The sequence below is a fragment of the Streptomyces sp. NPDC044704 genome (assembly GCF_056433525.1).
This window is the reverse complement of sequence record NZ_JBWKGY010000011.1, coordinates 184795-208999: the sequence shown is the minus strand read 5'-3', so window position 1 is coordinate 208999 and position 24205 is coordinate 184795. Positions and strand designations below refer to the sequence as shown.

Annotated in this window: 21 protein-coding genes and 1 tRNA gene; 11 read left to right on the top strand and 11 right to left on the bottom strand. The window is 70.0% G+C overall.

Going from position 1 to position 24205, the window contains the following annotated elements:
* Window positions 1-10: 10 nt before the first annotated feature.
* From AC07B0_RS25875 to AC07B0_RS25845, 7 genes are all read left to right on the top strand, one after another.
* Window positions 11-784: a S1 family peptidase gene (locus AC07B0_RS25875; protein WP_467291239.1), complete on the top strand. Its 774-nt coding sequence runs from the start codon at window positions 11-13 to the stop codon at window positions 782-784.
* Window positions 785-1112: 328 nt separating this feature from the next.
* Window positions 1113-1769, top strand: a complete 657-nt coding sequence (locus AC07B0_RS25870) for a response regulator transcription factor (protein WP_356880034.1) — start codon at window positions 1113-1115, stop codon at window positions 1767-1769.
* A 610-nt stretch (window positions 1770-2379) separates the two neighbouring features.
* Window positions 2380-3549 carry a sensor histidine kinase gene (locus AC07B0_RS25865; RefSeq protein ID WP_478899016.1) on the top strand — a complete coding sequence of 390 codons (1170 nt, stop codon included), beginning with the start codon at window positions 2380-2382 and terminating at the stop codon, window positions 3547-3549.
* Between the two features lie 78 nt (window positions 3550-3627).
* Window positions 3628-3939, top strand: a complete 312-nt coding sequence (locus AC07B0_RS25860; RefSeq protein ID WP_356880030.1) for a chorismate mutase — start codon at window positions 3628-3630, stop codon at window positions 3937-3939.
* Window positions 3940-4039: 100 nt separating this feature from the next.
* A complete protein-coding gene (gene pepN, locus AC07B0_RS25855; RefSeq protein ID WP_478899015.1) occupies window positions 4040-6544 on the top strand; it encodes an aminopeptidase N in 2505 nt (834 codons plus the stop codon).
* Between the two features lie 309 nt (window positions 6545-6853).
* On the top strand, window positions 6854-8251 hold the full coding sequence (locus tag AC07B0_RS25850; RefSeq protein WP_469380157.1) for a pyridoxal phosphate-dependent decarboxylase family protein: 1398 nt from the start codon (window positions 6854-6856) through the stop codon (window positions 8249-8251).
* Window positions 8248-9657: a lysine N(6)-hydroxylase/L-ornithine N(5)-oxygenase family protein gene (locus tag AC07B0_RS25845; RefSeq protein WP_478899014.1), complete on the top strand. Its 1410-nt coding sequence runs from the start codon at window positions 8248-8250 to the stop codon at window positions 9655-9657. The genes AC07B0_RS25850 and AC07B0_RS25845 overlap by 4 nt, the downstream gene beginning before the upstream one ends.
* A 46-nt stretch (window positions 9658-9703) precedes the next feature.
* Here AC07B0_RS25845 and AC07B0_RS25840 read toward each other — a convergent pair whose 3' ends face one another.
* Window positions 9704-11515 carry a bifunctional metallophosphatase/5'-nucleotidase gene (locus AC07B0_RS25840; RefSeq protein ID WP_469380161.1) on the bottom strand — a complete coding sequence of 604 codons (1812 nt, stop codon included), beginning with the start codon at window positions 11513-11515 and terminating at the stop codon, window positions 9704-9706.
* A gap of 130 nt (window positions 11516-11645) precedes the next feature.
* On the opposite strand from AC07B0_RS25840, the gene AC07B0_RS25835 reads away from it, so the two are divergent.
* Both AC07B0_RS25835 and pyk read left to right on the top strand, forming a co-directional pair.
* The gene (locus AC07B0_RS25835; RefSeq protein ID WP_469380163.1) at window positions 11646-12350 is read left to right on the top strand and encodes an SIMPL domain-containing protein; all 705 of its coding nucleotides are present in this window, start codon (window positions 11646-11648) and stop codon (window positions 12348-12350) included.
* Window positions 12351-12518: 168 nt separating this feature from the next.
* Window positions 12519-13946, top strand: a complete 1428-nt coding sequence (gene pyk / locus AC07B0_RS25830) for a pyruvate kinase (RefSeq protein WP_356880018.1) — start codon at window positions 12519-12521, stop codon at window positions 13944-13946.
* Window positions 13947-14060: 114 nt separating this feature from the next.
* Here the strand turns inward: pyk and AC07B0_RS25825 are convergent, their stop codons facing one another.
* Window positions 14061-14312, bottom strand: a complete 252-nt coding sequence (locus AC07B0_RS25825) for an EF-hand domain-containing protein (protein ID WP_478899013.1) — start codon at window positions 14310-14312, stop codon at window positions 14061-14063.
* Window positions 14313-14416: 104 nt separating this feature from the next.
* On the opposite strand from AC07B0_RS25825, the gene AC07B0_RS25820 reads away from it, so the two are divergent.
* Window positions 14417-14875: a MarR family transcriptional regulator gene (locus tag AC07B0_RS25820; RefSeq protein WP_356880014.1), complete on the top strand. Its 459-nt coding sequence runs from the start codon at window positions 14417-14419 to the stop codon at window positions 14873-14875.
* A gap of 7 nt (window positions 14876-14882) precedes the next feature.
* On the opposite strand, the gene AC07B0_RS25815 is transcribed toward AC07B0_RS25820, so the two are convergent.
* A complete protein-coding gene (locus tag AC07B0_RS25815) occupies window positions 14883-15671 on the bottom strand; it encodes a transposase (RefSeq protein ID WP_478899012.1) in 789 nt (262 codons plus the stop codon).
* A gap of 84 nt (window positions 15672-15755) precedes the next feature.
* Window positions 15756-15839 (bottom strand) — tRNA-Leu (locus AC07B0_RS25810).
* Window positions 15840-15933: 94 nt separating this feature from the next.
* Between AC07B0_RS25810 and AC07B0_RS25805 the strand changes: the two genes are divergently transcribed.
* Window positions 15934-16590, top strand: coding sequence for an ANTAR domain-containing response regulator (locus tag AC07B0_RS25805; protein WP_356880012.1), 657 nt, complete (start codon window positions 15934-15936; stop codon window positions 16588-16590).
* Window positions 16591-16674: 84 nt separating this feature from the next.
* Here the strand turns inward: AC07B0_RS25805 and AC07B0_RS25800 are convergent, their stop codons facing one another.
* The 7 genes from AC07B0_RS25800 to AC07B0_RS25770 form a co-directional block, all read right to left on the bottom strand.
* On the bottom strand, window positions 16675-17391 hold the full coding sequence (locus AC07B0_RS25800) for an ABC transporter ATP-binding protein (protein WP_356880010.1): 717 nt from the start codon (window positions 17389-17391) through the stop codon (window positions 16675-16677).
* A complete protein-coding gene (locus AC07B0_RS25795; RefSeq protein WP_478899040.1) occupies window positions 17388-18449 on the bottom strand; it encodes an ABC transporter ATP-binding protein in 1062 nt (353 codons plus the stop codon). The genes AC07B0_RS25800 and AC07B0_RS25795 overlap by 4 nt, the downstream gene beginning before the upstream one ends.
* Before the next feature lie 5 nt (window positions 18450-18454).
* The gene (locus AC07B0_RS25790) at window positions 18455-20176 is read right to left on the bottom strand and encodes a branched-chain amino acid ABC transporter permease (protein WP_469380297.1); all 1722 of its coding nucleotides are present in this window, start codon (window positions 20174-20176) and stop codon (window positions 18455-18457) included.
* Between the two features lie 5 nt (window positions 20177-20181).
* The gene (locus AC07B0_RS25785; protein ID WP_356880006.1) at window positions 20182-21114 is read right to left on the bottom strand and encodes a branched-chain amino acid ABC transporter permease; all 933 of its coding nucleotides are present in this window, start codon (window positions 21112-21114) and stop codon (window positions 20182-20184) included.
* Between the two features lie 113 nt (window positions 21115-21227).
* Window positions 21228-22463, bottom strand: a complete 1236-nt coding sequence (locus AC07B0_RS25780; RefSeq protein ID WP_356880004.1) for a branched-chain amino acid ABC transporter substrate-binding protein — start codon at window positions 22461-22463, stop codon at window positions 21228-21230.
* A 543-nt stretch (window positions 22464-23006) separates the two neighbouring features.
* Window positions 23007-23414 (bottom strand): hypothetical protein, encoded by a 408-nt coding sequence (locus AC07B0_RS25775; protein WP_478899011.1) that lies wholly within the window; start codon window positions 23412-23414, stop codon window positions 23007-23009.
* 277 nt (window positions 23415-23691) lie between these two features.
* Window positions 23692-24165 (bottom strand): PaaI family thioesterase, encoded by a 474-nt coding sequence (locus tag AC07B0_RS25770; RefSeq protein WP_356880000.1) that lies wholly within the window; start codon window positions 24163-24165, stop codon window positions 23692-23694.
* Window positions 24166-24205 lie beyond the last annotated feature (40 nt).

Genomic DNA, 24205 nt, shown 5'->3' with positions numbered 1-24205 from the left:
CGTGTCGACCATGGCCACCCTTGCCAGATTCCTCAAGCGCACCCTCGCCGTCGGCGCCGTCGCCCTCGCGGCCGCCAGCCTCCAGCCCGCCAGCGCCGGCGCCGCCCAGGCCCCCGTCGTCGGCGGAACCCGCGCCGCGCAGGGCGAGTTCCCCTTCATGGTCCGCCTCTCCATGGGCTGCGGCGGAGCCCTCTACACCCAGCAGATCGTCCTCACCGCCGCCCACTGCGTGAACGGCTCCGGCAACAACACCTCCATCACCGCCACCGCCGGCGTCGTCGACCTCAACAGCTCCAGCGCCATCAAGGTCAAGTCCACCAAGGTCCTCCAGGCCCCCGGCTACAACGGCACGGGCAAGGACTGGGCCCTGATCAAGCTCGCCAAGCCCATCAACCTGCCCACCCTGAAGATCGCCGAGACCAAGGCCTACGACAACGGCACCTTCACCGTCGCCGGCTGGGGCGCCACCCGCGAGGGCGGCGGCCAGCAGCGCTACCTGATGAAGGCCACCGTCCCCTTCGTCTCCGACGCCTCCTGCCAGAGCTCCTACGGCGGCGACATCGTCCCCGGCGAGGAGATCTGCGCCGGCTTCGCCCAGGGCGGCGTCGACACCTGTCAGGGTGACTCCGGCGGCCCCATGTTCCGCCGCGACAACGCCAACGCCTGGATCCAGGTCGGCATCGTCAGCTGGGGCCAGGGCTGCGCCCGCCCCGACTACCCCGGCGTGTACACGGAGGTCTCCACCTTCGCCAGCCAGATCAAGAACGCCGCGGCGACCCTCTAGCGGCACGGCCCGCGGTACGCCCCGCGGCACGGCTGGCGGCACGGCTAGTGGCACGGCCAGCGGCACGGCTCGTGGCACCGGCACCGCCCGAGGCACCCCGCACGGCACCCCGTCGTCCTTCCGGCCGGCCACGAACCGGCCGGAAGGACGAAGCGCCCCGCCCCGAACGCACCTACCGTCGAGAGACGTACCGCGAGGCTGGAACACCGCTGTCCCGGCCCCGCGGCACCCTCCCGGCGGTCCGCTGTGCGGTTGCGGACCGGCGCCCGCACCGGTCCGATGGGAAGAGTCCATCGGCGGCAGCGGGCGACAGTGGGGCAGGCAGCGCATGGCGATCAGAGTGGTCATCGCGGACGACCAGGAAATGGTCAGAACCGGCTTCCGCATGATCCTCGAAAGCATGCCCGACATCGAGGTCGTCGCCGACGTCGTCGACGGCGAAGCCGCACTGGCCGCCGTCGCCGCGCACCAGCCCGACGTCCTCCTCCTCGACATCCGCATGCCCCGCCTCGACGGACTCGAAGTCACCCGCCGCCTCGCCGGCCAGGACAAACCGCGCATCGTCATCGTCACCACCTTCGACCTCGACGAGTACGTCCACGCGGCGCTCCACGGCGGAGCCTCCGGCTTCCTCCTGAAGGACGCGAGCCCGGCCATGCTGGTTGAAGCGGTACGGGCGGCGGCCGTCGGCGACTCCCTCGTCTCACCCGCCATCACCGTACGACTGCTGCGCGAAATGGCCCCCCGCATCCCCGCCGCCCAGGCCGCCCGCCGCCCCGCCGAGCCCCTCACGGAACGCGAACGGGACGTCGTACGCTGCCTCGCCCGCGGGATGACCAACGCCGAGATCGCCGCCGAACTGTACGTATCGCTGTCCACCGTCAAAACCCACCTGGCCAACGTCCAGGCCAAACTCGACGCCCGCAACCGCGTCGAGATCGCCGCCTGGGCCTGGGAAAGCGGCCTGGCCGCCACCACGGCGTGACCCACCCCCACCCCGGCCCGCCCCCGCGCCGACCCCCCACACCACCCCCGGCCCCGGCACGCCCCGCACCCCCACCGAAACCCCCCACACCCTCCCCCCAACCCACCCCCACCACCCAGCCCGCACCGCCGCCCCTGCCGTCGGAGGCCCTCGCGCCACCCCGGCCGAAAGCCCCCACGCCCTCCCCGCAGCCCGCCCCCGCCGCCCGGCCCGCACCGCCGCCGGGACCGTCCTCGCTGTTCCCGCCGCAGGGAGGCGCCGTACGTCCCGCGCCGCCCGGGGCCGCGGTGCGCCCCGCGCCGCCCCTGCCGTCGGAAGCCCCCGCGCCACCCGCATCCGCCGCCCGGCCCGCCCCGCCGCGCCCCGAAGCCGTCGTGCCGCCTCGGCTGGGAGTCCCCGCGCTTCCCGCGCCGCCTGAGCCCGCAGCCCAGCCCGCACCACCCCCGCCCCCGGGAGCTCCGGTACGTCCCGCGCCGCGCGGCGCCGCCGCGCCGCCCGCGCCGCCGCCGGGAGGCGGCGTACGGCCCGTGCCGCGCCCGCCGGGGATCCGTACGTGGTCCGCGGCGGCCGCGGACGGCGTCCGTCACGCTCCGCCCGCCGGAGGCCCACGGTGAGTCCGCTCGCGAGCTGGGCGCGGCGTCACCCGCACGCCGCCGACTGGATCCGGCTCTTCCTCTCCATGCTGCTCCTCGCCCTCGTCACCTTCGAGGGCGTCGTCCTCGCCCGCCAGCCCAGCCTCCCCCACGCCGCCGTCTGGGTCTCCGGCATCCTCGTCTGCCTCAGCGCGGCACCCTGGCCCCGCATCCCCCTCCTGACCCGCGCCTGGTTCGCGGCCGCCACCACCTGGACCGTCACCCTCCTCCTCCTCGTCTTCGGCAACCACCCCCTCGTCGTCTGGGGCGGCGGCGAAGCCATCGCCCTGCTCGTCCTCCTCTCCCAGGTCCTCCTGCGCGCCCCCGCCCGCACCGCCGCCACCCTCGGCCCCCTCCTCGGCCTCGGCTGCATGGCCGCACCCGTCCGCGACACCGACCCCGGCCGCTTCACCCTGCTCTTCTCCGTCCTTGCCGTCGTCGTCGCCGCCTACTCCCTCCTCCTGCGCCTCCAGTCCGTCCAACGCGTCCGCGAACTCCGCGCCGTCCGCACCGCCGAACGCCTCGAACTCGCCCGCGAGCTCCACGACCTCGTCGCCCACCACGTCACCGGCATCGTCGTCGAGGCCCGCGCCGCCCGCTTCACCCAGGTCTCCGCCGAACGCGCCGCCGAAATCTTCGGTCGCATCGAAACCGCCGGCGACGAAGCCCTCGGCTCCATGCGCCGCCTCGTCAAGATCCTCCGCGACAACGACAACGACGACGACGACCGCACACCCGCCCCCGCCACCACCCCCGTCGCCGGCCTCGCCGACCTCCGCGAGCTCACCGAACGCTTCACCGTCACCGGCCCGCCCGTCGCCCTCCACATCGAAGAAGGCCTCGACACCCGCCTCCCCGGCGACGTCGCCGCCACCGCCCACCGCATCGTCCTCGAAGCCCTCACCAACATCGGCAAACACGCCTCCACCGCCACCGCCGTGCGCATCAGCCTGCGCACCGTCCCCGAAGGCCTCGAAATCCGCATCGCCGACGACGGCGGCCACCCCGCCCGCCTCTCCGAAAAGGCCCGCGGCGGCGGCTACGGCCTCGCCGGAATGGCCGAACGCGCCGAAGCCCTCGGCGGCACCCTCACCGCCGGACCCGCCCCCGAAGGAGGCTGGCTCGTCACCGCCACCCTGCCCCTGTGACCCCGCCCCGCCCGCCCCCGTCTCACGGACCGGCCACCCCCGAAAATCCCTCCCGCACGCCACGTATTCTCGGGAACCATGAACAACAGCGATATCGACGAGTCCGTCGCCGCGGAACTGTCCCGCCTGCGCGACAGCATCGACAACATCGACGCGGCCGTGGTCCACATGCTCGCCGAGCGCTTCAAGTGCACCCAGCAGGTCGGCCACCTCAAGGCCCGCCACCAGCTGCCCCCCGCCGACCCCGGCCGCGAAGCCAGCCAGATCGCCCGGCTCCGCCAGCTCGCCGAGAACGCCAAGCTCGACCCGGCCTTCGCCGAGAAGCTCCTCAACTTCATCATCGCCGAGGTCATCCGCCACCACGAGACCATCGCGGCCGGCGAAGAATAACCACCCCCCGGACCGGCGCCGGCCACCCCCCGCGGGAACACCGGCGCCACCCCGCCGACACCCCCTGGGGCACGGCCCGCCCGTCAGGCAGCATGACCCCATGTCCGCACTGACGCGCAACGAAGCGCAGCTCCGAGCCGAGCTCCTCGACGTCCACCACTACGCCGTCACCCTCGACCTCACCACAGGCGACGACACCTTCGACTCCACCACCGTCATCCGCTTCAGCGCACGCGCCGCCGGAGACACCTTCGTGGAACTGAAACCGGACGAACTGCGCTCCGCCACGCTCGACGGCCGCCCCCTCGACCCCGCCAGCCTCACCGGCAACCGCCTCCCCCTCACCGGCCTCACCACCGGCCCCCACGAGCTGCGCGCCGACACCCGCATGCGCTACTCCCGCACCGGCGAAGGCCTCCACCGCTTCACCGACCCCGCGGACGGGGAGACGTACGTCTACTCCCAGATGTTCCTCGACGACGTCCAGCGCGTCTTCCCGGCCTTCGACCAGCCCGACCTCAAGGCCGTCTTCGAGTTCACCGTCACCGCCCCCGCCCACTGGACCGTCCTCGCCAACGGCATCACCACCCGCACCGGCCACCGCGAAGACGACACCGCCACCTGGACGTCCGCCCCCACCCCCGTCATCTCCACCTACCTCGCCGCCGTCGCCGCCGGCCCCTGGCACAGCATCACCACCGAACACGCCGGACTCCCCTTCGGCATCCACTGCCGCAAGTCCCTCGCCCCCCACCTCGACGCCGACGCCGCCGAAATCCTCTCCGTCACCACCGACTGCTACGACCGCTACCACGAGAAGTTCGCCGAGCCCTACCCCTTCGACTCCTACGACCAGGCCTTCGTCCCCGAATTCAACGCCGGCGCCATGGAGAACCCCGGCCTCGTCACCTTCCGCGACGAGTTCGTCTTCCGCTCCGCCGTCACCGACACCGAACGCCAGCGCCGCGCCATGGTCATCGCCCACGAAATGGCCCACATGTGGTTCGGCGACCTCGTCACCCTCACCTGGTTCGACGACATCTGGCTCAACGAATCCTTCGCCGAATACATGGGCTACCAGACCCTCACCGAAGCCACCCGCTTCACCGGCACCTGGACCGAATTCGGCATGGAACGCAAGCCCTGGGGCTACGACGCCGACCAGCGCCCCTCCACCCACCCCGTGGCCCCCGCCCCCGACGACGTCCCCGACACCGCCTCCGCCCTCCTCAACTTCGACGGCATCTCCTACGCCAAGGGCGCCTCCGCCCTGCGCCAGCTCGTCGCCTGGCTCGGCGAGAAGGACTTCCTCGCCGGCATCAACACCCACTTCGCCCGCCACAAGTTCGCCAACGCCTCCCTCGCCGACTTCGTCGACTCCCTCGCCGCCCACACCGACCGCGACGTCCACACCTGGGCCCGGGCATGGCTGCGCACCACCGGCGTCGACACCCTCACCCCCCGCATCGAGGAAAGCCCCGGAGGCTGGACCCTCACCGTCGACCGCACCGGCAGCCGCCCCCACCACATCGCCGCCGGCACCTACGCCCTCGCCCCCGACGGCCTCCTCGAACGGGGCGAACTCCTCGGCATCGACGTCCCCACCGACGAGATCCTCTCCGGCAGCGGCCGCCGCCCCGACCTCCTCGTCCTCAACGACGGAGACCTCGGCTACGCCAAGATCCGCCTCGACGAACTCTCCCTCGAAACCGCCCTGCGCTCCCTCTCCCGCATCCCCGACCCCCTCACCCGCGCCGTCGTCTGGGGCTCCCTGCGCGACATGGTCCGCGACGGCGAACTCGAACCCGGCGCCTACCTCACCACCGCCGACGCCCACCTCCCCGAGGAAACCGACCTCGCCGTCGTCCAGGGCGTCCTCGGCTTCGCCCGCCACCACATCGCCGACCGCTACCTCGCCCCCACCGAACGCGCCGCCGCCCTCACCCTCATCACCTCCCTCACCCGCGACCTCCTGCGCCGCACCGAGGACGGCACCGACCCCGGCCTGCGCCTCGCCGCCGTCCGCGTCCTCATCGACAGCGCCACCCACCCCGACACCCTCGCGGCCTGGCTCGCCGACGGCACCGTCACCGGCGGCCCCGAACTCGACCCCGAACTGCGCTGGCGCATCCTCGCCCGCCTCGCCGTACTCGGCGCCCTCGACGAGGACACCATCGACGCCGCCCTCGAAGCCGACCCCAGCGCCACCGGACAGCAGGGCGCCGCCCGCTGCCGCGCCGCCCTGCCCACCGCCGAGGCCAAAGCCGCCGCCTGGCAGCGCCTCTTCCACGACGACACCCTCTCCAACTACCTCTTCACCGCCACCGCCCAGGGCTTCTGGCAGCCCGAACAGGCCCACCTCGTCCAGGACTACGTACCCCGCTACTACCCCGAAGCCGTCGCCCTCGGAGCCCGCCGCGGCCCCGCCATCGCCGAAGCCGCCGGCCGCTGGGCCTTCCCCGCCCACGCCATCGACGAAGCCAACCTCCGCACCGGCCGCGCCGCCCTCGACGACCCCGACCTCATCCCCCTCCTCCGCCGCAAGCTCGTCGACCAACTCGACGACCTCGCCCGAGCCCTCCAAATCCGCACCCCCACCCCCTAACCCCCCAGCCCGCCCGCCCGCCCGGCCGCCCGGCCCGGCGGTGCGGCCCGGTCCTTCCGGCCCGGTCCGGCCCGGCCCGACGGCCCGGTGCGGCCCGGCGCGGTCCGGCGCGGTCCGGCCTGTGCGGCCTGTGCGGCCCGGTCGGCCCGCGCGGGCCCCGCCCCGCCCGCCCGGCCCCGACGGCCCCCCTCGAACGCCTGGCCGACACCGGAGAGGCGGACAAACCCCGGCGGTTACCCCATTCGGGTCTCATCGTTGAGCTGGGCGGGGACCAGGCTGTCCCCGCCCAGCCTCCGCGAAGGACCCCGGATGACCGAGCCGCCCCGCACCCCGCCCCCGCCGCCCCCACTCGCCGGCGGCCACGGCGGAGCCGAAGCCCTGCGGCCCCTCATCGACACCGTCCTCGACGCCCTCCGCACCGGAACCGCCGAACGCGACGGCCCCCTCCCCGCCGGCGGCCCCGCAACCGTCACCGCCCGCGTCCACACCGCACTCGGCGACATGTTCCCCACCCACGGCACCGGCGACCACGAAGCACTCCGCACCCTCGTCCACACCCTCGCCGCCGGCGCCGCCGACCCCGCCCACCCCCTGTGCGCCGCCCACCTGCACTGCCCACCCCTCGCCGTCGCGGCCGCCGCCGACCTCGCCGCCAGCGCCCTCAACCCCTCCCTCGACTCCTGGGACCAGGCCCCCGCCGCCTCCGCCATCGAAGCCCGCCTCACCCACACCCTCGCCACCGCGTTCTACGACACCCCCCACCCCGACGCCCTCCTCACCACCGGCGGCACCGAAGCCAACCAACTCGCCCTCCTCCTCGCCCGCGAACGCCACGGCCCCCACCTCACCGTCCTCCACGGCGCCAACGCCCACCACTCCATCCCCCGCGCCGCCTGGCTCCTCGGACTACCCCCCGCCACCACCCTCCCCACCCCCACCGGCGTGCTCGACCCCGCCACCCTCGCCGAAGCCCTCACCCACACCCCCGGCCCCGTACTCGTCACCGCCACCGCCGGCACCACCGACGCCGGACTCATCGACCCCCTCGGCCCCATCGCCGACCTCTGCCACCACCACGGCGCCGAACTCCACATCGACGCCGCCTACGGCGGACCCCTCGCCCTCAGCCCCCGCCACCGCCACAAGGTCACCGGACTCCACCGCGCCCACTCCCTCACCGTCGACCTGCACAAACTCGGCTGGCAACCCGTCGCCGCAGGCCTCCTCCTCGTCCCCGACCGGGACCTCCTCACCCCCCTCGCCCACCAGGCCGACTACCTCAACGCCACCGACGACACCGAAGCCGGCCTCCCCGACCTCCTCGGCCGCTCCCTGCGCACCACCCGCCGCCCCGACGCCTTCAAAATCGCCGCCACCCTGCGCTCACTCGGCCGCGACGGCCTCGCCCACCTCATCGACCTCACCTGCACCGCAGCCCACCGGCTCGCCGAACTCCTCGACGCACACCCCCGCTTCGAACTCCACGCACCCCCCACCATCACCACCGTCCTCTTCCGGCCCACCCCCACGGACGACGACCACCTCGCCACCCTGCGCCGCACCCTCCTCCACGACGGCACCGCCGTCCTCGGCCGCACCACCACCGACGGCCGCCTCTGGCTCAAAGCCACCCTCCTCAACCCCCACACCACCGCGCGGGACCTGGACACCCTCGTCACCCTCCTGGAAGGCAGAACCCACCGATGACCGCCCAACTCGACGCACCCCACGACCTCGTCGGAATCGGGATCGGCCCCTTCAACCTCTCCCTCGCCGCCCTCGCCCACGGCCTCCCCCAACAAGGCATCGGCCCCCTCGCCACCGCCTTCTACGACCAACGCCGCGACTTCCGCTGGCACCCCGGACTCCTCATCGACGGAGCCACCCTCCAAGTCCCCTTCCTCGCCGACCTCGTCACCCTCGCCGACCCCACCAGCCCCTGGACCTTCCTCAACTACCTCAAGCACAAGGAGCGCCTCTTCCCCTTCTACTTCGCCGAGCAGTTCCACATCCAGCGCGCCGAATACGACGCCTACTGCCGCTGGGTCGCCGGCCGCCTCCCCGGACTCCACTTCGGCCACCAGGTCGACGCCGTCCGCTGGAACCCCGAACGCGACCTCTTCGAAGTCGACTACACCCAACTCGACCCCGACGGCGAAGCCGAAGCCCTCGGCCGCACCTACACCCGCAACCTCGCCCTCGGCATCGGCACCGCCCCCTACGTCCCCGAACCCCTGCGCCCCCTCGCCGACGCCCCCACCGTCCCCGTCATCCACTCCGCCGACTACCTCGACAACCGGCAGCGCATCCTCGGCGCCGACCACGTCACCGTCATCGGATCAGGCCAGTCCGGAGCCGAAGTCTTCCTCGACCTCCTCCGCAGCCGCCCCACCGGCCACGAAGGCCTCACCTGGCTCGCCCGCACCCCCGCCTTCGCCCCCATGGAGTACTCCAAGCTCGGCCTCGAACACTTCACCCCCGACTACACCCGCTACTTCCACGCCCTCCCCGAACCCGTCCGCGACCAGCTCGTCCCCGCCCAATGGCAACTCCACAAGGGCATCGACGCCGCCACCATCGCCGCCATCCACGAAGAGCTCTACCGCCGCACCCTCCACGGCGGCTGGCCCGACACCGTCCTCACCCCCGGCGTCACCGTCCGCACCGCCGGCCGCGTCGCCACCACCAAGATCGAACTCCACCTCGAACACACCCAGCAGGGCACCCGCACCCGCCTCACCACCGACGCCGTCGTCCTCGCCACCGGCTACCGCGAACGCCCCCTCACCAGCCTCCTCGCCGGCCTCGACCCCTACCTCCGCAAGGACTCCTCCGGCCGCCCCCGCATCGACGACCGCCACCGGATGATCCTCGACCCCTCCGTCACCGGCAGCCTCTACGTCCAGAACGGCGAACGCCACACCCACGGCGTCGGCGCCCCCGACCTCGGCCTCGCCGCCTGGCGCAGCGCCGCCATCCTCAACACCCTCACCGACAAAGAGCCCTACCCCCAGCCCCACCGCACCGCCTTCACCACCTTCGGCCTCGAACAGCGGGAGCACACCCGCCCCCACCCCACAGGCGAACTGCTCCCGCTGGTCGAACACCCCTAGCCGGCCCGAACGGCGGCCCCCCCACGGCGACCGCCGGGCAGCACACCTAGAACACCGGCACACCCGCCCGCGTCAGCCGCCACCCCACCGAAGCGAACCCCGCGGGATCCACCGTCCCCTTCGCCTTCACCCACTGCACGATCGTGTTGCGGATCTCGTCCGAATCCGCCCACAACTGCCTGGCCTGCGGAACATGCGGGAAATTCCCCCCACCCGAGGCCCGGTAGTTGTTCACCGCCAACACGAACCGCGCCCCCGGATCCACCGCCCGACCCTCGAACGACAACCCCACGATCCGCGACCCCACCGGCTGCGCCACGTCCACGTCGTACGTCACCCCGTACACCGCGTCGTAGTTGTAGTCCGGAATCCCCTCCGCGTTCGTCAACGCCGCCGGATCCACCGGCGCACCCGGCGCCGTCCGCACGTAGTACCGCGCCGAATACTCCAGGTAGTCCTTCACCTGCGCACCCGTCAACAGCCGCGCCTCCAGCGTGTTCTCGAACGGATACAGCCCCGCCGCGTCCCGGATCGTCACCTGACCCGCCGGTATCGCCGCCGTCCGCGAGAAACACGACGCCTGCGACAACACCGGCAGCGCCGCCCACTCCGTACCGGCCAGCGCCCCCTTCACCGTCTCCGCCTGCACGTGGTTGATCAGATCGATGACCGGCACGTCCTTCACCGGACCCTCCGCCGACGACATCGCCTGCGTCGACGTACCGATCACCTGGTTGACGTACGCCACCACCTTCCGGTGCTCGTCCGACAACAGCCGCGTGATCTTCCGGTCCTCCGCCACCGTGTTCGAATTCAGCACCTGAGCCGCCACCTTCGACACCGACCAGCGACCCCGCTCCCACACCAGCTCGAAGTCGAACAACGTCAACCGCTGCCCCCACTTCAACGGCTCCGACAGCACCACGTCCTTGCCCGTCGCCCCGTTCCGCACCCGGTACTCCGGGATCTCCGTGTGCGCGTGACCCACCAGGATCGCGTCGATCCCCGCCACCTGCTCCGCCACCAGAGCCGCCGCGTTCTCCACGTACGGCAACTGATCACCGTACGAAGACGTACCGCTCGACCCCGAATGCGCCGACACGATCACCACGTCCGCACCCATCGACCGCAGCCGCGGCACGTACTTCGCCGCCTGCTCCTCCAGACCCGGGAACGTCATCTTCCCCTGCACGTTCGCCTTGTCCCAGATCGCGATCCCCGGATTCGTCAACCCCAGCACCGCCACCTTCACGTCCCGCCCGCACGGCGTCCGCAACCGGTGCATGCTGTACGGCGCGAACGCCGGCCGCAACGTCTTCGCATCCAGCGCGTTCGCCCCCAGCAGCGGAAAATCACACTGCTCCTCGAACTTCCGCAACACCGGAATCCCGTAATTGAACTCGTGGTTCCCCAGCGCCGCCGCGTCATAACCGATCGCGTTCATCGCCCGCGCCATCGGATGCACCGGACCACGCCGCGCCGTGATCGGATCCACCTTCGCGTAGTAGTACGACAACTGCGTCCCCTGGATCGTGTCACCCGCGTCGATCAGCAGCGTGTTCCGCCGCCCCTTCTCCGCCCGCACCCGCTCCACCAACGTCGAGATCTTCGCCAGACCCACGTCGTTGTGCGCCTTGTCGTCGAACTCCTTGTCCGTGAAGTAGTCCCAGTTGAAGACGTTCCCGTGCAGATCCGTCGTCCCCATCACCGTGAACGCGTACGTCCGCGGCTCCCGCCCCCGCGCCCCCTCCTGCTCCTGCTGCGCGGCGGCGGCCGGCGTGCCCGCGGCACCCGCCAACGCCACGGCCGCACCCGTCGCGGCCGAAGCCCCCATGAACTTCCTACGGTCGAACGTCATGCCATCTCCCTCGTGAGGCCCTGAACAACGCGCGTAGATTCTGACCCACGGGTAACAAGACGCAACACCCCCACCAGGTTTCGATCCGATGACCACACACCCCCACCAACCACGGTGCGACAGTGAAACCATGACCCAGGACACCGCACACCAGCCCTACGGAACCCCCGAAGTACCCCGCGTAGCCGTCCGCGGCGAAGCCACCCTCGAAGTCGAACCCGAAATCGCCCGCATCACCATCACCGTCAACGCCCGCGGCACCGACCGCCGCACCGCACTCGAAGACCTCACCCGACGCAACAACACCGTCCTCGAACTCGTCAAGAGCTACGGCGAACCCGTCGAAAAACTCGAAACCGGCGCCTTCTCCATCACCCCCGAACTCACCCGCCACGGCCGCGGCGAACGCGTCCGCGCCTACCACGGCCGCGTCAACATCACCGCCGAACTCAACGACTTCACCACCCTCGGCGAACTCACCACCCGCCTCGCCGACCTCGAACTCACCCGCGTCGACGGCCCCTGGTGGGCCCTGCGCCCCACCTCACCCGCCCACGGCGAAGCCCGCCGCCAAGCCGTACTCGAAGCCGTCCAACGCGCCCGCGAATACGCCCACGCCCTCGGCACCGACCTCGCCGCCCTCGTCGAACTCGCCGACCTCGGCGCCGAGAACGAAACCCCCTTCGCCCGCCCCGGCGGCAGCGGCATGCGCACCATGGCCTTCGCCACCGCCACCGAAGACGACACCGCCCCGCCCCTCGACCTCGAACCCCAGCGCCAGACCGTCCACGCACAGGTGAACGCCCGCTTCACCATGACCCCGCCCCAGCTCTGACACCCACCCCGGCACCCCTGCGAAACCCACCCAAAACGCACCGTGGGGGTGCTCCGATGAGCACCCCCACGCACATTCAACAAATGTCAACAAGCTTTCGCCCAAAGGTTGTTGGGACGACACCCGGAACCAATTTCCTACTCACAGGTAGGGGCATACGCTCGACCCATGCGCCGAGCGAAAATCGTCTGCACCCTGGGCCCCGCCACCGACTCATACGACCAGATCAAAGCCCTGGTCGAAGCCGGAATGGACATCGCCCGCCTCAACCTCAGCCACGGCACCTACGCCGAACACGAAGAGCGCTACGAGCGCGTCCGCAAAGCCTCCGACGAAACCGGCCGCAGCGTCGGAATCCTCGCCGACCTTCAAGGCCCGAAGATCCGCCTCGGCCGCTTCCACGAAGGACCCGTACTCCTTGAACGCGGAGACGAGTTCACCATCACCACCGAAGACCACCCCGGCGACCGCCACACCTGCGGCACCACCTACAACGGACTCGCCACCGACGTCACCACCGGCGAACGCATCCTCGTCGACGACGGCCGCGTCACCCTCGAAGTCACCGCCATCGACGGACCCCGCGTCCACACCCGCGTCATCGAAGGCGGCATGGTCTCCGACCACAAGGGACTCAACCTCCCCGGCGTCGCCGTCTCCGTCCCCGCCCTCTCCGACAAGGACATCGAAGACCTCCGCTGGGCCCTGCGCACCGGCGCCGACGTCATCGCCCTCTCCTTCGTCCGCAGCGGCCACGACATCGAAGACGTCCACCGCATCATGGACGAAGAAGGCCGCCGCCTCCCCGTCATCGCCAAAATCGAAAAACCCCAGGCCGTCGACAACATCGACGACATCGTCGCCGCCTTCGACGGCATCATGGTCGCCCGCGGCGACCTCGGCGTCGAAATGCCCCTGGAACAAGTCCCCATCGTCCAAAAGCGCGCCGTCAAACTCGCCAAACGCAACGCCAAACCCGTCATCGTCGCCACCCAGATGCTCGACTCGATGATCGAGAACTCCCGCCCCACCCGCGCCGAAGCCTCCGACGTCGCCAACGCCGTCATCGACGGCACCGACGCCGTCATGCTCTCCGGCGAAACCAGCGTCGGCAAACACCCCGTCGAAACCGTGCGGACCATGTCCCGCATCGTCGAAGCCGCCGAAGAAGACATCCTCGCCAAGGGACTCCCGCCCCTCACCGAACGCAACAAACCCCGCACCCAAGGCGGAGCCGTCGCCCGCGCCGCAGCCGAAATGGGCGACTTCCTCGGCGCCAAGTTCCTCGTCGCCTTCACCCAGAGCGGAGACACCGTCCGCCGGCTCTCCCGCTACCGCTCACCCATCCCCCTCCTCGCCTTCACCCCCGACCAAGCCACCCGCTCCCAGCTCAACCTCACCTGGGGCGTCGAAACCTTCCTCGGACCCCACGTCGACTCCACCGACGCCATGGTCGCCCAGGTCGAAGAAGAACTCCTGCGCATCGGACGCTGCGTACCCGGCGACATCGTCGTCATCACCGCCGGCTCACCCCCCGGCGTCAGCGGCAAGACCAACCTCGTCCGCATCCACCACATCGGCGACCCCGTCCGCTAACCCCCACCCCCGCACCCCGCACCCCGCACCCCGCACCCCGGTCAGCGTCGGGCACCCTCCCGGCCCGACGCGGCCACCGCCACCCCACCCCCCGACCTCACCGGCCGCACGGCCTCACCAGCCGAAACGCCGGTCCACCACCGCCGCGAACTCCTCGAACGACAACACCGCATCACCATTCGCATCCGCCGCATCGAACAACGCCGACGACGCCTCCGCATCCTGCACAGCCCAGAACGGCAGATCCCCACGAGCCGCCAACGTCGGCCCCTTCGACCGCAACGCGCTGATCACCTCCACCCGCGTCAGCTCACCGTCCTGGTCCAGATCCAGCGCGTCGAACAACTTACGAGCCTTCTCACTCATCACCGAAGTCCCCATTCCGTGGTGGCCGAATCGTGTACGCACCCTACGTCGACCCCCGCGCGCCACCTTGACCTCAAGTTAACTGAAGGTCTTACGTTCCTCCCATGACGCTCAAGGAATACCCCCAGGAGCAGCTCGCGGCCCAGGCCATCGGCTACTGGACCGGCGCGGCCAACACGATCATCATCAACGGCATCCGCAAGGCCCTCGCCCAAGAAGACCTCACCCAGCCCCACTGGTGGATCCTCAACCACCTCTCCGCCACCCCCGCCACCTGGACACGCACCACCCTCACCGCCAAACTCGCCCGCTTCGACACCCAGCACCTCGACTTCGAAGCCCTCTACGACGACCTCGCAACCCGCGGCTGGACCACGGAAACCCCCGACCACCGCCTCACCCTCACCGAAGCCGGCGAAGCAGGCCGCCGCCGCGCCCGGGCCCGCACCCGCCCCGTCCACGAACGCATGCACGCCGGCATCGACACCCCCGAGTACACGGCGGCCGTCAACGTCCTGCGCCGCATGATCGACAACCTCGGCGGCGACAGCGACCTCCCGTAGCCGCGGCTCAGTGCTTCGGCCCCACATGGGCGTCCATCAGCGCGACGGACGCCTTGCGGGCGATCGACACGTTGAAGGGGTCACTGCCCCGCGCGAGCACCGTCCACTCGACCCCCACCTTGGTGAGCGTGTCCGTACACAGCCGACGGATGTCGTCCGACTTGTTGGTGAAGAAGTACCGCGGGTACTCGTACCGCTTGCGTTCCCCGCCGACCATGCGGGTGGTCCAGTTCGTGATCCGGCACCCGTCGGAGTGGATCAGCCCCCTGATGAACTCCCAGGGGTACGCATCGACGATCTCCTGCTGCCACCCGTCGAGGACGATCCGCCGCTCGTGTTTGCGGCCTGGGCCGTGCTGGGGGAAGAAGCACTCCAGGTGGAGCGAGTAGACCTTGACGTTGTGGCAGCCGGTCTTCCGGACCCGGCAGACCTTGTTCGTGGGGAATACGCGCCTGATGGCTCGCTCGGCCAGCTCCATCAGCCCTGGCCACTTGTCATCACACGTGATCATCAGGTTCGGTACGCGGTGCTCTGAGTAGCGGGATATGTGGCCGTCGCCGAGATAGAGGCCGAGAACGTAGGCGTACGCCTCGGAGTCGAGGGGGCTGTCCAAGCAGTGAGGGCACTCTGACTGGTGGGAACCGGGACACTCGCCTCGCTTGGCGCGGTCCGCGTGCTTCCAGTAGCCGACCGTGCCGACGGGCACGCCGAGCTGACGGGCCACTTGGGCGTTGGGTGTGCCGCCGCGCAGCAGAGAGATGGCCGTTTGTCGGGTTTCTGAGCTGTGGAACTCCATACCCACACTGTGTGTGACCCTGAATCGCGCTGTGTAGCAAAAAGCGGACATTCACGAGAAGGTGAACGTCCGCTTTAGGGGATGTGCCGGGTATGGGATTCGAACCCACACGTCCTCTCGGACAGAGGTGTTTGAGACCTCCGCGTCAACCAATTGCGCCAACCCGGCAGGGGTTGCTGGTGGGAGTGTACCGGGTGACCAGCCAGCGGCGCTGCTAGGTAGGCTCATCTAAAGCAGCACAGCCCCGCAAAGAGGAGCCCCCGTGACCGCCGAGCACGAGTCGACGCCCACGCCCGACGCCGACCAGTCGCACGTTCCGCCGCTGACGACGCGCGTCGTCATCGCCGAGGACGAGGCGCTCATCCGTCTTGACCTCAAGGAGATGCTCGAAGAGGAGGGGTACTCCGTCGTTGGTGAGGCCGGGGACGGCCAGAAGGCCGTCGAGCTCGCCCGCGAGCACCGCCCCGACCTGGTGATCCTGGACGTGAAGATGCCCGTCCTGGACGGGATCTCCGCCGCCGAGAAGATCGCGGAGGAGTCCATCGCCCCCGTGCTGATGCTCACCGCGTTCTCGCAGCGCGACCTCGTCGAGCGGGCCCGGGACGCCGGCGCGATGGCGTACCTGGTGAAGCCGTTCAGCAAGAGCGACGTCGTGCCGGCCATCGAGATGGCCGTGTCCCGCTTCGCGGAGCTGAAGGCGCTGGAGAAGGAGGTCGCGGACCTCTCGCTGCGCCTGGAGACCCGCAAGCTGGTGGACCGCGCCAAGAGCATCCTGCAGACCCAGTACGGGCTGTCGGAGCCGGCCGCCTTCCGGTGGATCCAGAAGACGTCGATGGACCGCCGCATGTCGATGCAGCAGGTCGCCGAGGCGGTCATCGAGGACTCCGAGGAGAAGAAGGCGAACGCCGCCAAGGGCTGACCCCCGCGGATCGCCGCCCGGAACACGCGCGTGAGGCCCGTCTCCCCCCGAGGGGAGACGGGCCTCACGGCTTGGTGGGCGGGGTCAGTCCTCGCCGAGGTAGGCCTTGCGGACGTCCTCGTTGTGGAGGAGTTCCTGGCCGGTGCCCGAGAGCACAATCTTGCCGATTTCCATCACGTGCGCCCGGTCGGCCAGCGACAGGGCCGCCTGGGCGTTCTGCTCGACCAGCAGGATGGTGGTCCCGGTGGCCTTGAGTTCGGCGATGGTCGCCATGATCTTCTGCATCATCAGCGGGGACAGGCCCATGGAGGGCTCGTCCAGCATGAGGAGCTTCGGCTGGCACATGAGCGCGCGGCCCATGGCGAGCATCTGCTGCTCACCGCCGGAGAGGGTGCCTGCGGCCTGCTTGCGGCGCTCTCCAAGGATGGGGAAGAGGTCGTAGGCGCGCTGGATGTCCTTCTCGATGCCCTCCTTGTCGGTGCGCAGGAAGGCGCCGAGCTGGAGGTTTTCGGTGATCGTCAGCCGGGGGAAGATGTGGCGTCCCTCGGGGGAGTGGGCCAGCTTCATGGCGACGATCTTGTGGGCGGGTACGTTGGCCAGGGGCTGGCCGTCGAAGGTGATGTTGCCGCCGCTGGGCTTGAGGAGCCCGGAGAGGGTGCGCAGGGTGGTGGTCTTGCCGGCGCCGTTGGTGCCGACGAGGCAGACGATTTCGCCCTGGTTGACTTCGAAGGAGATTCCCTTGACGGCTTCGATCTTGCCGTAGGCGACCTTGAGGTCTTCGACCTTGAGCAGTGCGGTCACTTGGCCTCTCCCTCCGTGCGGGTGGTGCTGGTGGTGCCGTCCGTGTCCGCGTCCGGGGTGGGGGGCGCGTCTTCGTCCGTGTCCGTGGTGGTGTCTGCGTCGGCCTGGGTTTCCGGGGTGGCTTCGGCTTCGGCTTCGGCGGGAGCTTCCGCTTCCGTTTCCGCGTCGGCCGGAGCTTCGGCGGGGGCTTCGGCTTCGGTGGCCGTGGCTTCGGCGTGGGCTTCGGCGGCCTGGACCGCGGCGTCTTCTTCGGCGCCGGGGGCGCCTTCGAAGGGGGTGCCGAGGTAGGCGGCGATGACGCGTTCGTCGCCCTGGACTTCCGCGGCGGTGCCTTCGATGAGCTTTTCGCCCTGGACGAGGCAGGCGACGCGGTCGCACAGGTTGAAGATGAAGCGCATGTCGTGCTCGATGACGAGGACGGCGATGCCCATGTCGCGGATGGCGAAGATGAGTTCTTCGGCGGCGCGGGTTTCCTGGGGGTTCATGCCGGCGGTGGGCTCGTCCAGGAGGATGAGTCCGGGGTCGCTGGCGAGGGCGCGGGCGATTTCGAGCTTGCGCTGTTCGCCGTAGGGGAGGTTCTTCGCGAGGTGGCCGGCCTTGTGCTGGAGGCCGATGAACTCGAGGAGTTCCATGGCGCGGGCTTCGCTGGCGGCTTCGGCCTTCTTGAAGCCGGGGCCGCGCAGGAGGGCGGACCAGAGGCCTTCCTTGGTGCGGGTGTGGCGTCCGACGAGGACGTTTTCCAGCACGGTCATGTTGTGGAAGAGCCGGATGTTCTGGAAGGTGCGGGCGACGCCTGCTGCGGTGACCTTGTGGGGTGTGGGCGGCAGGACGGTGCCCTTGTAGGTGACGCTGCCCTCGGTGGGGACGTACAGGCCGGTGAGGCAGTTGAAGAAGGTGGTCTTGCCGGCGCCGTTGGGGCCGATGAGGCCGACGATCTCGCCTGCGTTGACCTTGAGGTCGACGCCCTTGACGGCGGTGAGGCCGCCGAAGCGCATGGTGACGCCGCTGGCTTCGAGGACGGTGGCCTTGGTGCTGGTGGTGGTGTCTGTGGTGGTCATGGTGTTCACGCCCCCGCCTTGGCGGTGGCCAGGTCCGTGGGGGCCTGGTCAGCGGTGTCGTCGTGGTACTCGAGCTGCGCGCGCTTGTTGGCGATGAGGCCTTCGGGGCGGAAGCGCATGAGCAGGATGAGGGCGATGCCGAAGGCGAGGAGCTGGTAGTCCTGGAGGAAGGCCAGCTTCGCCGGGATCAGGAAGAGGAGTGCGGCGCCGAGGATGGGGCCGCGGATGGTGCCCATGCCGCCGAGGATGACGGCGGCGAGGAGGAACGCGGAGTTCGGCGGGACGGGCCCGGCGAAGACGTAGTTCTCGGGGACGACCGTGCTGTTGACGTGTGCCTGGACGGTGCCGGCGAGGCCGGCGAGGGTGGCGCCGAGGGCGAAGGCGATGAGCTTGACCTTGAAGCCGTTGATGCCCATGGCTTCGGCGGCGGTTTCGTCTTCGCGGATGGCGACCCAGGCGCGGCCGATGCGGCTGTTGCCGGCTCGGGCGAAGACCAGGACGACTACGGCCATGACGAGGAGCATCAGGAAGTAGTAGTTGGCGTAGGCGCCGAGGACGATGCCGCCGACGGTGTGGGATTCCCCGAAGTTCCACCCGAAGAGTTCGAGGTGGGGGATGTTGGGGATGCCGTTGGGGCCGTTGGTGATGTCGGGGCCGGAGGTGCCGTCGAGGTTGCCCATGGCGATGCGGAAGATTTCTCCGAAGCCGAGGGTGACGATGGCGAGGTAGTCGCCGCGCAGGCGGAGGGTGGGTGCGCCGATGACCACGCCGAAGATGAGGGAGGCGAGGGCGCCGACGATGACCGCTGCCCAGAAGGGGAGGTGGATGCCGAAGGCGGAGGCGGTGCTTCCGGAGACCAGGGCGGCGGCGTAGGCGCCGACGCCGAGGAAGGCGACGTAGCCGAGGTCGAGGAGGCCGGCGAGGCCGACGACGACGTTGAGGCCGAGGGCGACGGTCGCGAAGATGAGGATGTTGACCGCGATGAGCGTGTAGGTGTCGCCGCTCTGCTGGATGAAGGGGAAGGCGATCGCGGCGGCCGCGGTTCCGATGAGGGTGACCTGGCGGTTGTTCGCGGTGATGAGGCCGAGTCGGTCGAAGAGACCGGACTTGAGGAGGGCGATGGCCGCGAAGCCGACGATGATCAGGTAGGTGACGAAGAGCTGCGGTTCCTTGTCATCGGTGTCGATGCCGAAGGTGATCACGAAGAGGCCGAGGGCGAAGGCGACCGTGATGACGAGGATCTCGGCCCAGGAGGGCAGCTTCTTGGCGGGGGCCGCCTTGTGGCTGTCGTCGGGGAGCTTGTACGCGGCGAGGGCCGGGACGAGCGAGCCGATGAGGGCGACGTAGGCGCCGGGTTCCAGGTGGGCGAAGCCGCCGAGGACCCAGGTGATGGCGATGACCGTGAACCAGGTGCCGGCGAGGGTGCCGAGGGAGAGGATCCAGACGGGCTTGCGGGCGCCGGTGGGGGTGAGCCAGCGCAGGCCCTTGACGCCGAGCGCGGAGAGCGCGTGGGCGGTGGTGAGGAGGGCTCCGGCGAGGCTGAGGAACTGGATGGGTGCCGGGCTGCCGTAGTAGGTGAGGTCGCCGGGGAACTCTGCGGTCCAGGTCCAGGCGAGGAAGGCGCTGACTACGGTCAGGAGGCTTCCGCCGATGATCGCGTAGAGCAGGGCGGTGGGCTTGGGTGCCTGCTTGACCGCGTCGGTCTGGGGGGTGGTGTGGGTGGTCATGGTTCTCACGCCCGATCCGCGACGCGCTCGCCGAGCAGGCCTTGGGGCCGCACGAGGAGGACGACGATGAGGAGTACGAACGCCCAGACGTTGGACCAGGCTCCACCGCCGAGCTGCTGCATGCCGGGGATCTCTTCGATGTAGGCGATCGAGAGGGCTTCGGCGAGGCCGAGGACGACGCCGCCGACCATGGCTCCGTAGATGTTGCCGATGCCGCCGAGGACGGCTGCGGTGAACGCCTTGAGGCCGAGGATGAAGCCCATTTCGAAGTTGATCTGGCCCTTGTCGAGGCCGTAGGCGACGGCGGCGATGGCGGCGAACGCGGCACCGATGGCGAAGGCCATGACGATGATGCGGTCGGTGTTGATGCCCATCAGCTTGGCGGTGTCGGGGTCCTGCGCGGTGGCCTGCATGGCGCGGCCGCTGCGGCTCTTCGAGACGAAGACGCCGAGGGCGAGCATGCAGAGGGGGGCGAGGATGAGGACGAAGGCGTCAGCGCGCTGGATGGCGAGGCTGTCGGTGATCTTGAAGGCTTCGCCCTTGAACTCGGGGAAGCTGACTGCCTTCTTGGCGTCCGGGTAGAACTGCCAGACGAGCTGCTGGAGCGCGATCGAGAGGCCGATTGCGGTGATGAGGGGTGCGAGCCGGGGTGCGCTGCGCAGGGGACGGTATGCGAAGCGTTCGGCTCCCATGGCGACGAGGACGGAGACGAGGGAGCCTCCGATGATCATGACGGGTATCGCGATCAGCAGGGAGGTGCCGGTCGGGAGGATGGCGTAGGCGGTGAGCGCGCCGAAGCCGCCGATCATGAATATCTCGCCGTGGGCGAAGTTGATGAGCTGGACGATGCCGTAGACCATGGTGTACCCGATGGCGATGAGGCCATACAGGGCACCGAGGGCCAGGCCGTTGGCCAGCTGTTGCGGCAGTTCGTGCACCGCAGGGCCTCCGATGAGCGTGTCGGATAAGACTCCGCGCGAGGGCGCTGTTTGCGCCCTCGCGCGGTGGTGGGGTGGTTCAGGTGGTGCGGGTGGTGTGTGGTGCTAGGGGCTTACTGGTTGAAGGTGTCGCTCTTGACGTCGATCCACTTGCCGCCCTCGACCTTGTAGACCGTGAGCTGCTTGTTGGTGGTGTCGCCGTTCTCGTCGAAGGCGACCTTGCCGGTCACGCCTTCGAAGGAGACCTTGCCGAGTGCCTCGACGACCTTGGCGCGGGCGTCGGTGGGGAGCTTGCCGCCGTTGGCGGCGACGACGGCCTTGACGGCCTGGACGACGGACCAGCCGGCGTCGTAGGAGTAGCCGCCGTAGGCCGCGTAGGGGTCCTTGTAGCCGGCTGCCTGGTAGTCGGCGATGAAGGTCTTGGCGGTGGGGAGCTTCTCGACCGGGTAGCCGATGGAGGTGGAGAGGTCGCCTTCGTTGGCCTCACCGGAGGCGCTGATGAAGGCGGGGTCCTGGATGCCGTCGCCGCCCATGGTGGGGATGTTGGCGCCGGTCTTCTTGATCTGGTCGGCGAGGAGGCCGCCCTCGGGGTACTGGCCGCCGAAGTAGACGGAGTCGGCGCCGGAGGACTTGACCTTGTCGGCGGTGGAGGAGAAGTCGGTCTCCTTCACGGTGACGTGGTCGGTGCCGACGACCTCGCCGCCGAGCTTCTTGAACTCGTCGGAGAAGATCGCGGCGAGGCCGGCGCCGTAGGTCTGCTTGTCGTCGACGACGAAGACCTTCTTCTTGCCGGCGTCCTTGAAGAGGTACTGGGCGGCGAACTTGCCCTGGACCACGTCGGTGGCGGCGGTGCGGAAGTAGGTCTTGAAGGGGCGCTTGATCTCGCCCTTGCCCCAGTTGTCGCCCTGGCTGAGCGCGGGGTTGGTGTTGGCGGGGGAGACCTGCGCCAGGTTGGCGGAGGCGAAGACGCCCTGCATCTGCTGGGCGACGCCGGAGTTCAGGGGGCCGACGACGCCGAGGACGTCCTTGTTGCCGACGAGCTTGGTGGCGTTGGCCTGGCCGGAGGCGGGGACGGCCTGGTCGTCGAGGGCCTCGACCTTGAACTCGATGCCCGGGACCTCGTTGTTCTTGTTGGCCGTTTTGGCCGCGAGGTCGACGGAGTTCTTGATGCCCTGGCCGAGGGCCGAGAGGGAGCCGGTGAGGGGTGCGTCCACGCCGATGACGACGACGGTCTTCTTGCCGTCGGCGTTGTTGTCGGTGGAGCCTCCGTCGCGCGATCCGCAAGCGGTGAGGGTCAGTGCTCCCGTGGTGATCACGGTGGTGAGGACGAGCAAAGAACGGTGTCGCACGATTCTTCCTTTCCCTGGCGCGGCGCCCTCTTGTCGAGGTGCCGTTAGGTCGCCGGGCCGCACTGGGAGGTACACGGCCGTGCTGATTCGCGCCCGGCGGCGCGGTGACTGGCCGTGACTCTAGGCCCGAGGTGGCGAGCACGGGGAGCCGGGAAAGGAGGATGTGACGCTCTTGTTATGCCAAGGGCAAGAATGCGTGGTGGGAGTGTGGACAGATCGGGCGTTAAGCAACGTCGGGGAATGACCACATGCTGAGAAATACCTGTTCCCCTAAGGGGCTTGAGGCCCTCATGCTCCTGTCTCTGATCAAATTCGGCCGAATGTGGCGGTGAGTGTCCGAAAGAATCCGGGGGGTCGCTTTCCTTGGGGGGAAAGGGTGGATTCCGTATGGCGTGGGTAATACAGAGCGTGACGATCCGCTGTGGTCCGCTCCGGGTGGTTCGATCTTGCTGCGGCCGGCCGCGAACCCGCGACCTGCGGTTCGGCGGTACGGGGGCACCTGCCCGGAAGCCGGACAGCGCGCGCGGATTCCGGTGACCCGGCTCACGTCGGCGGCCGCCAGTTCTCGGAGCTGCCCGTGGCTCCGTCCCGCTCGGCGCAGCGCTGCGTCACGAGCCGGTCGATCAGCTCAAGTGCCTTGTCCTGTCCGGCCGTTCGCTCCTCGGCGCGACCTGCGGCGACGGCTTCCTCGTGGATCTCGTACTGCTCGTTGGACAGGCCCTTCTGCTCCCAGTCCAGGCCGGACCATTTGCTGCCCTTGAGGGTCTCCTTCGCCCAGTAGGACACCAGGCTCGTGCAGACCTGTGCGGGTGAGGAGGGGCGGGGGGCCGGGCTCGTGACCGTGACCGGCGGTGGTGCGGGTGGGGCGGAACGGGTGCATCCGGTCAGGGTGAGTGCCGCGAGGAGGGCGGCGGATCCGTACCGGGCCGCGGTGGCTGGCTGGGTCCCCATGAGGGGACGGTAAGCGGTCACCATCGGTGACACAACAGCGGTGGAGCCCCTGTGTGCGGACTGGCGGATTCCGGGCGGTTGCCGGGATCCGCGGGTCCGGATCCGGCGCACGGTCCGGCGGACGGGCCGGGCGCGGGCGCGGGGTGCGGGCCGTGGCGCGGGGACGCGTGCGCCCGTACGCGCGGCCCCCGGCGGGCGCCGGTTCCCGGAAGCGGCGCGGGCCCGGAGCCGCCGGGAGGGGCGGGTCCGGGCCCGCGGGAGGGTCCGTGCGGCGGGGTCAGGCCCCGGCGGTGCCCGGGTCGGCGTCGCGGAGCAGGCAGGTCAGGCGGGCGGTGCACACGCGCCGGTCCTGCTCGTCGGAGATCACGACCTCGTAGGTGGCGGTGGAGCGGCCCCGGTGGACGGGGGTGGCGACGCCGGTGACGGTGCCGGAGCGCACGCCCCGGTGGTGGGTGCAGTTCAGGTCGACGCCGACGGCGACCTTGGTGATGCCGCCGTGCATCATCGCGCCGACGGACCCGAGGGTCTCGGCGAGTACCGCGGAGGCTCCGCCGTGGAGGAGTCCGTAGGGCTGGGTGTTGCCCTTGACGGGCATGGTGGCGACGACCCGCTCGGCCGAGGCCTCCAGGATCTGGATCTCCATCCGGCGGCCGAGGTCGCCCGCCGAGAACAGCGCGGGCAGGTCTATGCCCAGGGCCGCGTACTCGTCGAGGACCTCCTGCGGGAACTTCACGCTGTGCTGCTCGCCCATGGGCCGGCTCCGTTCGTCAACGATCGTTAACCATTGTGTC

Bases quoted from the DNA above. Each gene is read 5' to 3' on its own strand.
- AC07B0_RS25860 (WP_356880030.1), top strand. From the start codon at position 3,628: ATGAACAACAGCGATATCGACGAGTCCGTCGCCGCGGAACTGTCCCGC.
- AC07B0_RS25840 (WP_469380161.1), bottom strand. From the start codon at position 11,515: ATGACGTTCGACCGTAGGAAGTTCATGGGGGCTTCGGCCGCGACGGGT.
- AC07B0_RS25790 (WP_469380297.1), bottom strand. From the start codon at position 20,176: ATGACCACCCACACCACCCCCCAGACCGACGCGGTCAAGCAGGCACCC.
- AC07B0_RS25825 (WP_478899013.1), bottom strand. From the start codon at position 14,312: ATGAGTGAGAAGGCTCGTAAGTTGTTCGACGCGCTGGATCTGGACCAG.
- AC07B0_RS25875 (WP_467291239.1), top strand. From the start codon at position 11: ATGGCCACCCTTGCCAGATTCCTCAAGCGCACCCTCGCCGTCGGCGCC.
- AC07B0_RS25835 (WP_469380163.1), top strand. From the start codon at position 11,646: ATGACCCAGGACACCGCACACCAGCCCTACGGAACCCCCGAAGTACCC.
- AC07B0_RS25820 (WP_356880014.1), top strand. From the start codon at position 14,417: ATGACGCTCAAGGAATACCCCCAGGAGCAGCTCGCGGCCCAGGCCATC.
- AC07B0_RS25850 (WP_469380157.1), top strand. From the start codon at position 6,854: ATGACCGAGCCGCCCCGCACCCCGCCCCCGCCGCCCCCACTCGCCGGC.
- AC07B0_RS25770 (WP_356880000.1), bottom strand. From the start codon at position 24,165: ATGGGCGAGCAGCACAGCGTGAAGTTCCCGCAGGAGGTCCTCGACGAG.
- AC07B0_RS25870 (WP_356880034.1), top strand. From the start codon at position 1,113: ATGGCGATCAGAGTGGTCATCGCGGACGACCAGGAAATGGTCAGAACC.
- AC07B0_RS25775 (WP_478899011.1), bottom strand. From the start codon at position 23,414: ATGGGGACCCAGCCAGCCACCGCGGCCCGGTACGGATCCGCCGCCCTC.
- pyk (WP_356880018.1), top strand. From the start codon at position 12,519: ATGCGCCGAGCGAAAATCGTCTGCACCCTGGGCCCCGCCACCGACTCA.
- pepN (WP_478899015.1), top strand. From the start codon at position 4,040: ATGTCCGCACTGACGCGCAACGAAGCGCAGCTCCGAGCCGAGCTCCTC.
- AC07B0_RS25815 (WP_478899012.1), bottom strand. From the start codon at position 15,671: ATGGAGTTCCACAGCTCAGAAACCCGACAAACGGCCATCTCTCTGCTG.
- AC07B0_RS25845 (WP_478899014.1), top strand. From the start codon at position 8,248: ATGACCGCCCAACTCGACGCACCCCACGACCTCGTCGGAATCGGGATC.
- AC07B0_RS25795 (WP_478899040.1), bottom strand. From the start codon at position 18,449: ATGACCACCACAGACACCACCACCAGCACCAAGGCCACCGTCCTCGAA.